Origin of the sequence: Amycolatopsis sp. TNS106 (assembly GCF_019330265.1) — a bacterium.
Classification (GTDB): domain Bacteria; phylum Actinomycetota; class Actinomycetes; order Mycobacteriales; family Pseudonocardiaceae; genus Amycolatopsis; species Amycolatopsis lurida.
In genome coordinates, this window is the sequence record NZ_CP024972.1 from 4,576,489 (window position 1) to 4,591,856 (window position 15,368).

Below are 15,368 nucleotides of genomic sequence, written 5' to 3' on the forward strand. Positions count from 1 at the left end.
AGGCGATCGTATATGAGATGCCATACTCGCGGTCATGAGGAACCCCGAGGAACTCCGAAGCCACCGCTGGTTCGGCGGCGACGGACTACGCGGTTTCAGCCACCGGGCCCGGAGCAGGCAACTCGGCTACAACCCCGAGGAGCACCTGGGGAAACCCGTCATCGCGATCCTCAACACCTGGAGCGACATCAACCCCTGCCACATGCATCTGCGCGAGCGGGCGGAACAGGTCAAACGCGGGGTGTGGCAGGCGGGCGGATTCCCGCTGGAGTTCCCGGTCGCGACCCTGTCGGAGACGTTCCAGAAGCCGACCCCCATGCTCTACCGCAACCTGCTTTCGATGGAGACCGAAGAGATCCTGCGGTCCTACCCCGTCGACGGAGCGGTCCTCATGGGCGGTTGCGACAAGACGACACCGGCGTTGCTGATGGGCGCGACGAGTGCGGGTCTCCCCGCGATCTTCGTCCCCGCGGGCCCGATGTTGCGCGGGCATTGGCGGAACGAAGTGCTCGGCAGCGGCACCGACATGTGGAAGTACTGGGACGACAAGCGGGCCGGGCTGATCGGCACCGGGGAACTGTCCGAATTGGAGCGTGGACTGGCCCGTTCTCCCGGAACCTGTATGACGATGGGGACCGCGTCCACCATGATGTCGGTCGCGGAAGTGCTCGGCCTGACCTTGCCCGGCGCCGCGTCGATCCCCGCCGTCGACTCGGCGCACCACCGGATGGCCGCGGCGAGCGGAGCGCGTGTCGTCGAGATGGTGTGGGAGGACCTCACCATCACGAAGATCCTCGACGAACGCGCGTACGCCGACGCGATCACCACCGTGCTGGCGCTCGGCGGCTCGACCAACGCCGTCATCCATCTGATCGCGATGGCCGGGCGCGCGCGGATCCCGTTGTCCGTCGACGATTTCGACGCTATCGCGCGCAGGGTCCCCGTACTGGCGAACATCCGGCCGGGCGGTGACCGGCTGATGGAGGACTTCTACTACGCCGGCGGGCTTCCCGGCCTGCTCTCCCGGCTGACCGACCTGCTGCACACCGATCGGATCACCGTCACCGGCCGGACTCTCGGCGAAAACCTGGCTTCGGCGCGGGTGCACGACGACGACGTCATCCGCACGCGGGACGACCCGGTCGCCACCGAAGGCGGGGTCGCGGTGCTGCGCGGCAATCTGGCGCCGTCGGGCGCGGTGATCAAGCACATCGCCGCCGATCCCCGGCTGCTCGTCCACACCGGACCCGCGGTGGTCTTCGACGACCACAAGGACTTGAAGAACCGCATCAACGACCCCTCGCTCGGCATCACCGAGGATTCGGTCCTCGTCCTGCGCGGATCCGGCCCGCTCGGCGGCCCCGGCATGCCCGAGTACGGGATGCTGCCGCTGCCGGATCACCTGCTGGCCAAGGGCGTCCGGGACATGGTCCGCGTTTCCGACGCCAGGATGAGCGGCACCAGTTACGGCGCGTGCGTACTGCACGTCGCACCGGAATCCCACGTGGGCGGGCCGCTCGCGCTGGTCCGCGACGGCGATCGGATCACTTTGGACGTTCCGTCGCGACGGCTGAGCCTCGACGTCGATGATGCCGAATTGCAACGTCGCCGGGCACGGTGGAACCCGCCCGCTCCCCTGCACGAACGGGGTTACGGCGCGTTGTACGCCGAACACATCACGCAGGCCGACGAGGGCTGTGACTTCGACTTTCTCGCCAGAGTGGGGGAAAATCCCGAACCTGACGCCCAGTGACCACCCGACGGAGTGACTCGCTCACCCAACCGGGCGAGTTGCACGGCCACAAAACGCGCCCCGTATCTTGAACCTACGTCCGGAGCGCAGGGAAGGCCCGGATGTTCGATCACGACGCCCGGCCTCGCCGGACCGTGGAGGGTGGAGAGTTGCCGCAGGAACCGCGCTGGCCCGAGTCCCACGCTGAGCAGACGGACATTCTCCCGGTCGTCACGCCCGGGTTCGCGGAGTCTGCCACGCCGGAGGAGCCCGCGCCACCGAAGCGCCGCCGCAGCTACCGCAAGGCCGCGTTCATCGGCGGCGGCGTGTTCGGCCTGCTGGTCGTCGCGTACGCCCTCGACGTGCTGGTCTCCCAGGGCAGCGTCCCCCGCGGCGTCACCGTCGCCGGGGTGGACGTCGGCGGGATGGACCGCGCGGCGGCCGAGAAGGAGCTCCGCGGCGGCATCGAGCCGCGGCTGACCCGGCCGGTGAAGGTCGTCGCGGGCGACGCCGAGGAGTCGCTGGCGCCGAACAACGCGGGGCTGCGCCTCGACTGGCCCGCCACCCTCGACCAGGCCGGCGACCAGCCGCTGAACCCGTTCACCCGGATCGCGTCGTTCTTCTCGACCACCGAGGTCGGCGTCGTCACCCAGACCGACGACGCCAAGCTCACCGCCGCGCTGGAGAACCTGCGCGACAAGGTCGACCGCGACCCCGTCGAGGGCACCGTGCGCTTCGAGGAGGCCAAACCGGTCGCCGTCGAGCCGAAGACCGGGCAGAAGCTCGACGTCGAAGCCGCCAAGAAGACCATCCTGGAGCGCTGGGCCGGCGGCGAGGCGCTCACGCTCGCGGTCACCCAGACCCCGGTCAAGGTTTCGGCGGAGGCCGTCCACGCCGCTCTCGAGCAGATCGCGAAGCCCGCCGTGGCGTCGCCGATGGTCGTCAAGGGCGATGGCAAGGACGCGGTCGTCAAACCCGAGCAGATCGCGGCCGCGCTGACCTTCGAACCCGCCGACGGCGGCGTGCTGAACCCGAAGGTGGACAACAACAAGATCATCGAGGCCGCGGGCCCGCAGCTCAAGTCCACCGAGAAGGAGGGCAAGGACGCGCAGATCGTCTTCGAAGGCGGCAAGCCGACCGTGCAGCCCTCCGAGGACGCCAACGTCGTCGACTGGGAGCCGAGCCTCAAGCCGGTGCTCGACGTGCTCAAGCGCGCCGCGCCCCGAGAGCTGCCCGTGACCTACAAGAAGACCCCGGCCAAGGTGACCACCGAGCAGGCGAACCAGCTCGGCATCAAGGAGGTCGTCAGCGAGTTCAAGACCGGCGGGTTCGCGCCGGACTCGGGGACGAACATCCGGGTCGTGGCGCAGAAGGTCAACGGCGCCATCGTGAAGCCGGGCGAGACGTTCAGCCTCAACGGGTTCACCGGGCCGCGTGGCGCGGCGCAGGGCTACGTCGAGGCCGGTGTCATCAAGGACGGCGCGCCCGGGCGCGAGGTCGGCGGCGGGATCTCGCAGTTCGCGACGACGCTGTACAACGCCTCGTACTTCGCCGGGATGAAGGACACCGAGCACAAGGAACACAGCTACTACATCAGCCGCTACCCCGCCGCGCGCGAGGCGACCGTGTTCCAGAACCACAGCGGTGGCAGCGTGATCGACCTGAAGTTCACCAACGACACGGACACCGGGGTCGCGATCCAGACCATCTGGACGCCGTCGGACATCACGATCCGGCTGTGGGGCACCAAGAAGTACACCGTCGAGTCGATCCCCGGCGGCCGCACCAACCCGTCCGAACCGCCGACGAAGCCCGGCCCCGCCGAGAACTGCAAGCCCAGCAACGGCGCGCCCGGCTTCACCACGTCGGACACCCGGGTCATCAAGGACGCCTCGACCGGCCGCGAGATCCGTCGTCACACCAGGAACGTGCACTACAACCCGCAGCCCAAGATCACCTGCGGCACGGAGTAGCTCCTAGCGCGTGAAGGCCCCCTTCCCTCGGCTGAGCCGAGGGAAGGGGGCCTTCACGCGCTTCGCGGTTTCACCGCACGCGTGCGGGGCGGTACGCTCGGTGACTCACCCGACCTGGCGGGGGTGGTCACCTCGTGGAGCCCAAGGCGACCTTCCGGGGGATCCTCGCGGTCGGCGAACTGCGGGCGATCTGGTTCGCGGAACTCCAGTCGATCCTCGGCGACCAGGTGGCCAGGGTCGCCCTGTCGGTGCTGGTGTTCGAGCGGACCCGTTCGGCGACGTGGCCCGCGCTGACCTACGCGCTCACCTATCTGCCCGATCTGATCGGCGGACCGCTGCTCGGCGGACTGGCCGACCGGTTCCCGCGCCGCGCGGTGATGGTCTGCTCCGACGTCGTCCGCGCGCTCCTGGTCGCGGTGCTCGCCGTCCCCGGCATCCCGTTGCCCGTGCTCGCCGCCGTGCTGGTGGTGGTGCAACTGGCCAACGCGCCGTTCACCGCCGCGCAGGCCGCGGTCCTGCCGTCGGTGCTCAGCGGGGACTCCTACGTCCTCGGCCAGTCCCTGCTGAAGATCACCAACCAGGTCGGCCAGCTCGCCGGATTCGCCTTGGGGGGCGCGGTGATCGCCGCGATCGGACCGGGCCGGGGGCTGGCGCTGGACGCGGTGACGTTCGGTGTGTCGGCGATCGTCCTGCGGCTCGGTGTCCGCGCCCGGCCCGCTTCGGGTGCGAGTGGACCGGCGACGTCGACCCTGCGGCGGCTTTCGGCGGGCGCCAGGACGATCTGGCGCGATCGGCGGCTGCGCGCGCTGGTCGGGCTGGCGTGGCTGGCGGGTTTCGTGATCGTGCCGGAAGGGCTCGCGGTGCCCTACGCCGCGGAGATCGGCGGCGGCGCGGCGACGGCGGGACTGCTGCTCGCGGCGCATCCCGCCGGGATCGTGCTGGGGGTGTTCGCGCTGAGCAGGCTGGTGCGGCCCGAAGTCCGCCTGCGCATGGTCGGCGGACTGGCCCTCGGCGCGATCGTGCCGCTCGCGGCGTTCTGGTTCCGGCCATCGCTCCCCTACGCCGCCGGACTGCTCCTGCTGTCCGGGATGTGCGCGGCCTACCAGGTCACCGCGAGCACCACGTTCATGCGGCTGGTACCCGACACCGAACGAGGCCAGGCCTTCGGCCTCGCCGGGTCGGGACTCATCGCCGTGCAGGGAATCGGGCTGATCGCCGGCGGCCTGCTCGTCGGCGTGCTCGGTTCACCCGCGACGACGGTCTCGGTCATCGCACTCGCCGGTCTCGTAGTGGCTGTTCCGGCCACCCGGGCTTGGCGCCACGTGGCCCCGCTTCACCCCCTTTGACCGGAACCGGGTATTCACCAGTTCTGCCCGCGCATGGAGCTCACCCCCTCCACTTCCCCGATCCGGTCACGCGTGGTGCACCCACGCCTACCCATACAGCGTAGTGACACCTAGTATCCAACCGATTACGTTCGTCTCCGTGGCGCTAACGAATTGGGCGCTGTGGCGGCTACCCAACCGCGGCTTGATCGGCTTCGTCCTCCTGGTGGACGTCGCGGCGATCGCCGGATCCGCCTGGTCTTTTCTCCGGGTCCCGTTCACTCACGGCGACGCCCTCCCCTTCGCGATCCTGATCGTCAGCGCCGTCGCGTACACGGAGTTGTCGCGTCCGGTCGAGCGGGTGCGGGAACGGTTCGCGGGCACGCCGCACATCTCACTCGACAGCGTGTGGACCTTCGCCGCCGTGTTGCTGGTGCACCCGGCACTCGCCGCGCTGGTCATCGCCGTGTCGTTCTTCTACCGCTGGTTCCGAGGGCAGCCGAACCCGTTGTTCCGGCGGGTGTACTCCACCTCGGCGACCGTGCTCTCGGGGTTCGCGGCCGCCGCCTTCCTCTCCCGGTACGCGGCCCCGTTCGACCTGCTCCCCCGCGACGTCTCCTCGTTCGGCTCGATCGTCGCGGCGGGCGGGGTCTTCCTGCTGGTCAACACCGTGCTCATGACCATCGCGGTGTACTACGGCACGCCGCACGAGCGGCTGCGCGACGCGCTGGCGAAGCCGTTCGAATACGCGCTCGAAGCGGCCACGATCGCGCTCGGCGTCATCGTCGCGTGGGCGCTGCGGGACTGGCCCGTGGTGCTGCTGCTGGTCGTCGGGATCACGCTGGTGCTGCACCGCGGAGTCCTGCTGCGGCAACTGAAACGGCAGGCGCGCAGCGACGCCAAGACCGGGCTGCTCAACGCCAAGGCGTGGCGCGAAGCGGCGGCCGACGAACTCGACCGCGCGCGGCGCGCGGGGCGGCACACCAGCCTGCTGATGGTCGACGTCGACCGGTTCAAACTCATCAACGACCGGCACGGGCATCTGGTCGGCGACCGGTATCTGGCGGCGATCGCGGAAACGCTCCGCACCGAGGTGCGCGGCACGGATCTGGTCGGGCGGTTCGGGGGCGAGGAGTTCGTCGTCCTGCTTCCCGGCACGCCCGCCGTCCACGCCCACGCGATCGCGGAACGGATCCGGTCGAGCGTGGCTTCGCGCGCCGGTGACCTGCCGGAGCACGTCACCGTGTCGATCGGCCTCGCCGACCGGCCGGGCGTCAGCGATCTGGACGCGGTGATCGCCGTCGCGGACCGGGCGCTCTACGAGGCGAAGAACACCGGGCGGAACCGGACGTCGGGCTACCAGGTGACCGGCTGACTTCGTCGCGTCTCAGGGGAGGCCGGCGAGGGACTTCTCGAGGACCTCGTCGGACAGCGCGTGGTCGGAGATGTCGCCCGCCAGGTACGCGCCGTACGCCGGAAGGTCGAGGTGGGCGTGCCCGCACAGCGCGGTCAGAATCACCTTCTCTTCACCGGTTTCCTTGCACCGCAACGCTTCCTGGATGCACGCGGCGAGGGCGTGGGTCGGCTCGGGCGCGGGGATGATGCCCTCCGTGCGGGCGAACCGCACGCCTGCCGCGAAACAGTCCTCCTGCCCGATGGCGACCGCGTCGATCAGCCCGAGCTCGTAGATATGCGAGATCAGCGGCGACATCCCGTGGTAGCGCAGGCCGCCGGCGTGAATCGGGTCGGGGATGAAGTCGTGACCGAGCGTGTGCATCTTCAGCAACGGCGTCAATCCGGCGGTGTCCCCGAAGTCGTACGCGTACTTCCCGCGGGTGAGGGTCGGGCAGGCGGCCGGTTCGACCGCGCGGATCACCGGATCCATCCGGCCGGCGAGTTTCTCGCGCAGGAACGGGAAGGCGAGCCCGCCGAAGTTGGATCCGCCGCCCGTGCAGCCGACGAGGACGTCCGGGGTGTCGCCGGCCAGTTCGAACTGCTTGAGCGCCTCTTCGCCGATGATCGTCTGGTGCAGCAGCACGTGGTTGAGCACGCTGCCGAGCGCGTACCGCGTGTTCTCCGCCTGCGCCGCCTGCTCGACCGCCTCGCTGATCGCGATGCCGAGGCTCCCGGTCGAGTCCGGGTCCGCGGCCAGGATCGCGCGCCCGGATTCGGTCAGCTCGGACGGGCTGGGGTGCACCGTCGCGCCGAAGGTCTCCATCATCAGCTTGCGATACGGCTTCTGATCGAACGAAGCGCGGACCTGCCACACCTCGCACTCGAGCCCGAAGGTGGCGCACGCGAACGCGAGCGCGCTTCCCCACTGTCCCGCGCCGGTTTCCGTGGTCAGCCTGGTGACCCCCTCCGCCGCGTTGTAGAACGCCTGCGGGACGGCGGTGTTGGGTTTGTGCGAGCCGACCGGGCTGACGCCTTCGTACTTGTAGTAGATGCGGGCGGGAGTGCCGAGTGCCTTCTCCAGCCGCCTCGCGCGGAACAGCGGCGACGGCCGCCAGAGCCGGTAGACGTCGAGGACCTCTTCCGGGATGTCGATGTACCGGTCGGTGCTGACTTCCTGCGCGATGAGCGCCTGCGGGAACAGCGGCGCGAGGTCGTCCGGGCCGACCGGCTTACGGGTGCCCGGATGCAACGGCGGCGGTGGCGGCTCCGGCAGATCCGGGACGACGTTGTACCACCTGGTCGGCATGTCGGCTTCGTCGAGGATGTATTTGGTCCGCTCGGCCATTGAGCCTCCTCTGTCCGTCCCCTTCAACCTAAAGGGACGGACGGCGTGACACCAGGGATCGCTACTACGGTGTGGGCATGGGGAATTTCGTACTGCTCGACGCACCGTCCAATCTCGGACTGCGCCCGCCCGCCGAAGGTGTGGTCCCCGGCTGCTACAAAGCGCCGGGTGCGCTCCGTGACCACGGCCTGCTCACCCGTCTGGGGGCGACCGACGGCGGTGTCGTCACCCCGCCGCGATATCTGCCCGCTTGGTCGCCCGGCGGCGGCGTGCGCAACGCGGCCGGGATCGCGACCTACACCGCGGCCCTCGCCGGTCGGCTGGCGAAGATCCGCGCGGACGGTGGCTTCCCGGTGGTGCTCGGCGGCGACTGTTCGATCGCGCTCGCCGCCATGCTCACCCTTCGCCGCGAAGGCCGCTTCGGCATCGTCTACTTCGACGGTCACGACGACTTCCGGCACCTCGGGAATTCCGATCACATCGCCTCGGTCGGCGGTGAGGCTCTCGCCGTCGTCACCGGCCGTGGCCAACCCGAACTGGCCGATGTGGACGGTCTGGGGCCGTACGTCCGCGACGAAGACGTCCTCGTGCTCGGTGTTCGCGCGGAGGAATCCGCCGAGGCACGGGAGGCCGGGCTGCGCGTCGTGACCAGCCAGGAGATCATGGCGTCCGGCACCGGCGGCGCGCTCGCCGCCGCCCGGGAGATTTTCGCGCCGCTGGACGGTTTCTGGATCCACATCGACATCGACACGCTCGACCCGGAATTCGTGTCCGCTGTGGACAGTCCCGATCCCGGCGGGCTCAGCCCGGACAAGCTCGTCGAACTGCTCCGCGGCCTGCTCGCCATCCCCGGCGCCGCCGGGCTGGAACTGACCATCTTCGATCCCGACCTCGACCCCGACGGCACACAGGCCGCCCTGGTGGCGGACTGCCTCGTGCGCGCACTGGAAGGAACCCGATGACCGAAGTGACCGTCGCCGACGGCTCGTTCGACGCCCCGCTGTGGCTGCCCGAATCCGGATCCGGCCCGGGTCTGGTGCTGATCCAGGAGATCTTCGGTCTCGACGACTACCTCAAGTCGGTCGCCGCCGACCTGGCCGCCCTCGGTTACGTCGTCGCCGTGCCCGAACTGTTCTGGCGGATCTCCCCCGGCTGGTCGGCCACGCACGACGAAGCCGGGCTTTCGGCCTCGATGGCCGTCGCCGGACAGCTCGACCCGGCACGCGCCGTCACCGACGTGCTCGCGACCCTGGCGACGCTGCGCGACCTGCCCGAAACCGATGGCCGCGCGGGTGTTTTCGGTTTCTGCCTCGGCGGCTCGATGGCCTACGCGGCCGCGGCCGAAGGTGACCCGGACGTCGCGGTCTCGTATTACGGCTCGCGTGTTCCGGAGCAGGTTCCGTTGCTGGACAAGATCACCTGCCCGATCCAGTTCCAGTTCGGCGGCGAGGATCCCTACATCCCCGTCGAAGGCGTGCGTCGCCTTGCCGACGCGGTCGCTGCTCACGACGGAGCGGAGATCCACATCCACGAGGGGGCGGGGCACGCGTTCCACAACCACGTGGCGCCGATGTTCCACCAGCCGGAGCCCGCCGCGGCGGCTTGGGCACTGACCCTGGAGTTCCTGGAGCGGGTCTTCCCGGCCTGAAACCTCCACGCACTCCCCCGGTAACCGGGAAAAACCAAGCGTGGAGCGAATGTTCCCTCTTCGATATTGACAAGTGGTTCGGTCGGCCTAGGTTTGTACCTTCGACAGAACCCGAGGGGGGTGCATGTCAGGCCGACGCGCCGCGCTCGCCGCTGCCGCGCGAGCTTCGACGGTGCCGTTGACGACACCGTCGGGAAGGACCAAGGGCACCGGCTTCCACGTCACTTCGACGATGTTGCTCACCTGCGCACACGTCGTGACGGACGCGGGTCGGCCGGTCGAATACCTGGAGGGCCCCGGCGGCCCCTTCGAAGTCCTGCGGGATTGGCTGCTGCCGGGTGGCCCGGATGGGCTCGACCTCGCCCTGCTGCGGGCGCCCGCGTCTTCCCCGGATCCGCCGGCTTATCTGTCCGAAGCGACCGCGCCCGGCGACGACCTCTGGGTATTCGGTTACCCGGACGGGAATTACCGCGCCGGTGACTCGGTGTCGATACGGTACGACGGAACGTCCGAGCACGTCGCCGGGCCGGTCCTACTGAAGGGGACCCAGGGCCGGATCCGGCCGGGGATGAGCGGCGGCCCGGTCTTGAACTGGCGGACCGGTGCGATCTGCGGCGTGGTCCGCTACCGCGACGGAACCCACGACGACACCGCGCGTTTCGTTCCGATGAGCACGATCTTCCAGGCCTACCCTGGTCTTTCCGAGGCGAACTCGGCCGAGGCCGCATCCTGGCTGCGTTTGCTCGACGACGAACAGATCGACGCGGCGGGCGCCTGCTTTCCGGGGCCGCGGATGCGCCGGTATCTCGAGGCCGCGAGCACGGCCGACGAGATCCATCCCTACGCGGCGATGCTCGACGTCCGGGCACCGCTGTCGAAGGTCTACCTCCGCCAAGAGGCTTCCCGGGGCGAGGCGACGGAGGAACTCGCCGAAAACACCGAACGCATCGACGGGAGCGACCTTCTACGGCGCTACGAAGGCGCGCAGATACTCGGCGGTCCCGGGGCGGGCAAATCCAGCCTCGCCAGGTATCTCACCGCCTTGTCGGCACAGCAATGGCTGGACGGTACGGCCGCGGGTGGCGTGCCGATCCTGATCACCGCGGACGCGCTCACCCAGAACGAGGGGCTAGTCGAGATGCTGGCGAGCGGCGTCGTCCAGACCGTCGACCTCGACCTGGACCGCCCGACGCTGACATCGATGTTCGCCAAGCCGCCGTTCCCCGGCGCGCAGTGGCTTGTACTGGTCGACGGAGTCGACGAAATCCTTTACCCGTACCTGCGGGAAGCGGTCCTTTCGAAGATCAGCCGACACCGGTCGGAGGGGCGCTACCGGTTCCTGCTGACGACCCGGCCGCTTCCGGCCTACCTGCTGAACAAAGTCGCCGACGGCGACCGATACCCGACGTTCACCATCGAACCCTTCGGTCGTCACGAGCTGAAGACGTTCGCCGCGAAATGGTTCACCCAGCTCGGCCTCCCCGATCCGCGGGCCGCAGCACTCGACTTCGACCAGCGCGTCGCCCAGGTGGGGATCGGCCATCTTGCGACGATCCCACTGATCGCGACGATGCTCTGCATCCTCTACGCCAACGCCCCGGATCAGCGGCTGCCCGGCAACCGCGCGGAACTCTACGCGGAATTCGTCGAACTGTTGCTGACCAAACGGAAGATCCTCAACGTCCGCGAAATGCTGACGGCCTGGACCAGCCGCAGCGGCCCGCAGGCGGTTGCCGCGAGCGAGGAACTCATCCAACGCACACCCGAGCTCCTCAAAATCATGGCCTACCAGCAACATCTGGCCGCGATCGACCCGTTCCGTTCCGGCCGGAAACCGGACGCCGTCGCCGTCGTCACGGGGGTGATATCCAAACCTTCGGACCTGTCTTCGGCGGAGTGGGCCAGTGTGATCCGCGAGGTTTTGCGAAGCTGCGGCCTGCTCGTCGAACGCCGTGGCGATTTCCACTTTCTCCACCAGACCGTGCAGGAATACCTCGCGGCGGCCTACCTCGCCGAGCGCCATCCCGACCCTCGCAAACGAGCCGCGCGACGTCAACTGGTCCCACGACGATGGCCGAGGCAGGACCTCGAGGTCATGACGTTCCTCGCCGCGCTGTGGGCGAAGAACGGCCGGGACCTCCATCCCGTCTTGAAACGCCTGCTCGGCCGGAAACACAGCCGGGACAACCACCAGCTCGTCCTGGAACTGCACCGGCAGGGCATCCTCCTTCCGGATCGGACGACGGCGAGGCTGACCGACGTCCTCGTGCGGTGGCTCGAGGACAAGGGACTGAGCAATCACGAGTGGCGCACGGCGGCGGGCGCGCTCGTCGAGATCAGTCCCGTGCGGGCCACGACGACCTTCGAACGGATCGCGGGAACCGGCCACAGCTGGCAGCGCCGCTTCGATTCGGCGACCTTCCTGATCGGGATCCGTCGTGAACTGGGCATCCAAGCCTTCGCTGTCCTCGCGAACGACCGAAGTGTCGGTGGTGCTGAACGCTTGAAGGCGGCGAAGCGGCTTCACGGTTACGAGCCTGCGCGGAGCATGGCCGCGCTGGCGGCCATCGTCAACTGGGCCGAGCCCGACAATCTCAGGGTCGAAGCGGCGCTGTTCGTCGCGGAACACGACCTTCGGACAGGACTGCGGCTTCTGCGGACGATCGCCTATAGCGAGCATGTCGAGCCGGCCACGAGACTCAACGCCGCTCGGCATCTCGCCCGGCACGACTCGGCCGAGGCCTTGCTCGTGATGAGTGGCTCGTCCACGATCCCCGGAGAGTTCCGCTTGGACGCCGCGACCGAGGCGGAGCAATGGGCGCCCGACAGCGCGAGATGGCAGCTGATCGATATCACCGAGAAGCAGGAACTCGGGGTCGACGTCCGGTTCAAGGCGGCGGATCACCTCGCCCAGCATGGGGACGCCGCCGGGTTGGCCGGGTTCCGTGCTGTCGCCCGCACCAAATCCGGTGACAGCGCGATCAGGGCGAAAGCCGCCGCGCGCCTGGCGGAAACCGACTTCGTGGACGGCCTCGCACTCCAACTCGACCTCGTCGGCGACGCGACCATGGGGGATGACCGGATCGCGGTCGGCCGTTCGGCCGGTCTCGGGGATCCGAAGGCGGCGGCACGTTCGCTGGCACGTCTGGTCGGAGATCACGAAGCGGTCCAGGATCGCTATGGACGAGAATTCGAGGAGAACAGTGCCGCTTTCTGGGCCAAGGCGGGGCTGGGCGCGGCGGAACTCGATCGTGAAATCGGCCTCGGCGCGCTGGAGGGCCTCGCCCTGGATCGCCAGTATTCGTCGGTGGAGCGGACTCGGGCGGCGTCGGCCGTGGCGGAAGTGGATCGTGAAAGAGGTGTCGCCCTTCTCCGGAAGCTGGTGAGAAGTACCGAAGACGGCCCACTGGTGCGCATCGAAGCCGCAGTCGCGCTCTACATTCTCGACCCGAAGCAGGGCAGCAAGGCGACGCGATCCCTGCTTCCGCCGGCGGAGTCGTTGAGTCCCGACTCACGCATCTCCCTCGGGAAGAAGATCGGCGATAAGGACACCCAGCTGGGTATACAGATCCTGCGTGGTGTCGCGCTCACCTTGAACGTCGCGCCGAGGCTGCGGCTAGCTGCAGCCTCAGCGGCCACTTGGCTGGATCAGGCGGAGGGCGAACGGATCGGGGCCCTGGTCCGAGAAGATTCGGAAGTCAGTGACTACTTGAAGAGCATCAAACGGACACGAGGATGAATCGGGCCGGAATCACTCGGCCGGTTCGTTCTCCCCCGGCTTCCATTCCAGGGTCACCTTCACCGTGGCCTTGGCCGTGCCTTTGACGAGAATGGCCGTGAGTTTGCCGCTCTCGACGCCCAATTCGCAGCCGAACTCGACGGCGACCTTGGCGGGTTTGGCCTTCCCCAGCCCGCTCATCACGGCGTCGGTGACCGAGCGCGTCACCGAGCCCAGCGCGGCGGAGAACTCGTCGAACGCCAGCAGCCTGGAGGCCACCTCCTCGTCCTCCTGCACCCCGACCATCGCGGCTTCCACCAGGATGGGGCCGTCTTCCGCCTCCACCTGCAAGTACACCGAACGTCCCGGCGTGGTGTGATCGTCGATCGTCACAGGTCCTCCGCTCAGTGGGTTCGTGACGGCACGCTACCGGAATATGTCGGTGCCTCCCGGTAGTTTTCCCAGTATGGCCACATTGGTGAGTTTTCACGCCCACCCCGACGACGAATGCATCGTCGCGGGAGGCGTCATGCGCAAGGCCTTCGAAGAAGGTCACCGTGTCGTGCTCGTCGTCGCGACCAGGGGGGAGGTCGGCGAGGTGCCGGACGGTTTCCTCGACGACGGAGAGGAGTTGTGGCAGCGCCGCGTGCAGGAGACGCACGCATCCGCCGAGGTCCTGGGGGCCAAGCGGGTGGAGTTCCTGGGGTACACCGATTCCGGCATGATGGGCGAGCCGCGCAACGACGTGCCCGGCACGTTCTGGCAGGCCGACGTCGAGGAGGCCGCGCAGCGCCTGGCCGCGATCCTGCGCGAGGAGCAGGCCGACGTCCTGACCGTCTACGACGACAACGGCGGCTACGGGCATCCGGACCACATCCAGGTCCATCGCGTCGGGATGCGCGCGGCCGAGCTGGCGGGCACGCCGCGGGTCTACGAGGCGACGAGCAACAGTGACGAGATGCGCCGCGGCATGGAGGAGGCGGTGCGGACGGGGCAGATGAAGGCCGAGGACCTTCCCGATTTCGAAGACGGCTCCGAATTCGGCAAGCCGGAGGCGGTCCTGACTGCAAGGGTCGACGTCACGGAGTACCTGCCTCACAAGCGGGCCGCGATGCGCGCGCACGCCAGCCAGATCAGCGAGGATTCGTTCTTCCTCGCGATGCCCGACGAGGCTTTCGCGCAGGCGTTCGGTGTCGAGTGGTTCATCCGTGCCGGGCAGGGGCCGGGCATCACCGAGACCGACTTGATGGCCGGTCTCTGACCGATGGGCATGTGCGGGGCGTACCTGCGGGTCACGCCGGACGAGTTGCGTGGACTGAGCGAGAAACCCGAACGGTACTGGGAGTACGCCGAGAAGGCCGACGGCACCGAGCGGGCGGTGGACGTCGACAAGGCCTGGCACGCGCTGTGGTTCCTGGGCGGGCGGGCCGGGTTCGAGGTCGACTTCGTGCTGGGCGGGGCCTTGCTGGGGGAAGCGGACAGTGACGGGCCGCCGCGGCACTTCACCGCGGACGAGGTGCGGACGATCTCGGCCGAGCTGGCGCGGACCGGGTTCGATCGGCTCTCACACGGTGTCGAGCTGTCGGAACTCGAGGCCGAGGGGATCTACCCATCGATCTGGGACGAGCCCGACGCGCTGGATTACGTGCGCGGATACTACGACGAACTGGTGCCCTTCTTCGCCGGAGCCGCGAAGGCCGGGGAGCCGGTCGTCACGATCATCACCTGACAAGTCCGTGAAGGCCTCCTTGAGGGACTCTGGGTCCCTCAAGGAGGCCTTCACGGACTTGGTCAGGCAGTGGCGGCGGTGACGTCGAGCTCGACGAGCTGCCCTGGGTACCCGAGCTGTGCGACGCCGAGCAGGGTGCTCGCGGTGGTGAAGGCCTCCCCGATCTCCGACTCGACGAACCGGTCCCACACGGCCGAGAGCACGTCGGCGTCCGGCGTGACCACGTAGATCACCGTGCGCACCACGTCGGCCGGGGTCGCCTCGGCGAAGGCGAGCGCGGCGGCGGTGTTCGCGACGACCTGGTCGACCTGGGCGAGCACGTCGCCGTCGACGACCTTGCCGTCTTCGGCGAGCGGGCACTGGCCGGCGAGGTGGATGTCCCGCCGCCCCTCGACGACGGTCACGTGGTGGTAGGTGGGCGTGGGGTGCAGACCAGGCGGATGGTGGCGTTGAATGGTCACGGGCCGCATCCTCACCGAGGCGGTCGCGACGGGACAACCGGA

12 protein-coding genes are annotated in these 15,368 nt (G+C 68.7%); 9 read left to right on the plus strand and 3 right to left on the minus strand.

Annotated elements, in window-relative coordinates:
- Positions 1 to 34 precede the first annotated feature (34 nt).
- From araD to CVV72_RS20595, 4 genes are all read left to right on the plus strand, one after another.
- On the plus strand, positions 35 to 1,753 hold the full coding sequence (gene araD / locus CVV72_RS20580; RefSeq protein ID WP_219145361.1) for an L-arabinonate dehydratase: 1,719 nt from the start codon (positions 35 to 37) through the stop codon (positions 1,751 to 1,753).
- A gap of 149 nt (positions 1,754 to 1,902) precedes the next feature.
- The gene (locus tag CVV72_RS20585) at positions 1,903 to 3,705 is read left to right on the plus strand and encodes a VanW family protein (RefSeq protein ID WP_219154037.1); all 1,803 of its coding nucleotides are present in this window, start codon (positions 1,903 to 1,905) and stop codon (positions 3,703 to 3,705) included.
- A gap of 134 nt (positions 3,706 to 3,839) precedes the next feature.
- Positions 3,840 to 5,051 (plus strand): MFS transporter, encoded by a 1,212-nt coding sequence (locus CVV72_RS20590; protein WP_219145362.1) that lies wholly within the window; start codon positions 3,840 to 3,842, stop codon positions 5,049 to 5,051.
- A 139-nt stretch (positions 5,052 to 5,190) separates the two neighbouring features.
- The gene (locus CVV72_RS20595; protein WP_255632193.1) at positions 5,191 to 6,405 is read left to right on the plus strand and encodes a GGDEF domain-containing protein; all 1,215 of its coding nucleotides are present in this window, start codon (positions 5,191 to 5,193) and stop codon (positions 6,403 to 6,405) included.
- Between the two features lie 12 nt (positions 6,406 to 6,417).
- On the opposite strand, the gene CVV72_RS20600 is transcribed toward CVV72_RS20595, so the two are convergent.
- On the minus strand, positions 6,418 to 7,770 hold the full coding sequence (locus CVV72_RS20600) for a TrpB-like pyridoxal phosphate-dependent enzyme (RefSeq protein ID WP_219145363.1): 1,353 nt from the start codon (positions 7,768 to 7,770) through the stop codon (positions 6,418 to 6,420).
- A gap of 77 nt (positions 7,771 to 7,847) precedes the next feature.
- Between CVV72_RS20600 and CVV72_RS20605 the strand changes: the two genes are divergently transcribed.
- From CVV72_RS20605 to CVV72_RS20615, 3 genes are all read left to right on the plus strand, one after another.
- Positions 7,848 to 8,732: an arginase family protein gene (locus CVV72_RS20605; RefSeq protein WP_219145364.1), complete on the plus strand. Its 885-nt coding sequence runs from the start codon at positions 7,848 to 7,850 to the stop codon at positions 8,730 to 8,732.
- Complete coding sequence (locus CVV72_RS20610; protein WP_219145365.1) at positions 8,729 to 9,418, plus strand: dienelactone hydrolase family protein; 690 nt, start codon at positions 8,729 to 8,731, stop codon at positions 9,416 to 9,418. Before CVV72_RS20605 ends, CVV72_RS20610 begins: the two co-directional genes overlap by 4 nt.
- A 124-nt stretch (positions 9,419 to 9,542) precedes the next feature.
- A complete protein-coding gene (locus CVV72_RS20615) occupies positions 9,543 to 13,157 on the plus strand; it encodes a trypsin-like peptidase domain-containing protein (RefSeq protein ID WP_219145366.1) in 3,615 nt (1,204 codons plus the stop codon).
- A 12-nt stretch (positions 13,158 to 13,169) separates the two neighbouring features.
- Here CVV72_RS20615 and CVV72_RS20620 read toward each other — a convergent pair whose 3' ends face one another.
- Positions 13,170 to 13,529 carry a CU044_2847 family protein gene (locus CVV72_RS20620; protein WP_219145367.1) on the minus strand — a complete coding sequence of 120 codons (360 nt, stop codon included), beginning with the start codon at positions 13,527 to 13,529 and terminating at the stop codon, positions 13,170 to 13,172.
- Between the two features lie 73 nt (positions 13,530 to 13,602).
- On the opposite strand from CVV72_RS20620, the gene CVV72_RS20625 reads away from it, so the two are divergent.
- Positions 13,603 to 14,397: a PIG-L family deacetylase gene (locus CVV72_RS20625; protein WP_219145368.1), complete on the plus strand. Its 795-nt coding sequence runs from the start codon at positions 13,603 to 13,605 to the stop codon at positions 14,395 to 14,397.
- A 3-nt stretch (positions 14,398 to 14,400) separates the two neighbouring features.
- Positions 14,401 to 14,865 (plus strand): YfbM family protein, encoded by a 465-nt coding sequence (locus tag CVV72_RS20630; RefSeq protein ID WP_219145369.1) that lies wholly within the window; start codon positions 14,401 to 14,403, stop codon positions 14,863 to 14,865.
- Between the two features lie 62 nt (positions 14,866 to 14,927).
- Here CVV72_RS20630 and CVV72_RS20635 read toward each other — a convergent pair whose 3' ends face one another.
- Positions 14,928 to 15,326, minus strand: coding sequence for a RidA family protein (locus CVV72_RS20635; protein ID WP_219145370.1), 399 nt, complete (start codon positions 15,324 to 15,326; stop codon positions 14,928 to 14,930).
- Between the last annotated feature and the right edge of the window lie 42 nt (positions 15,327 to 15,368).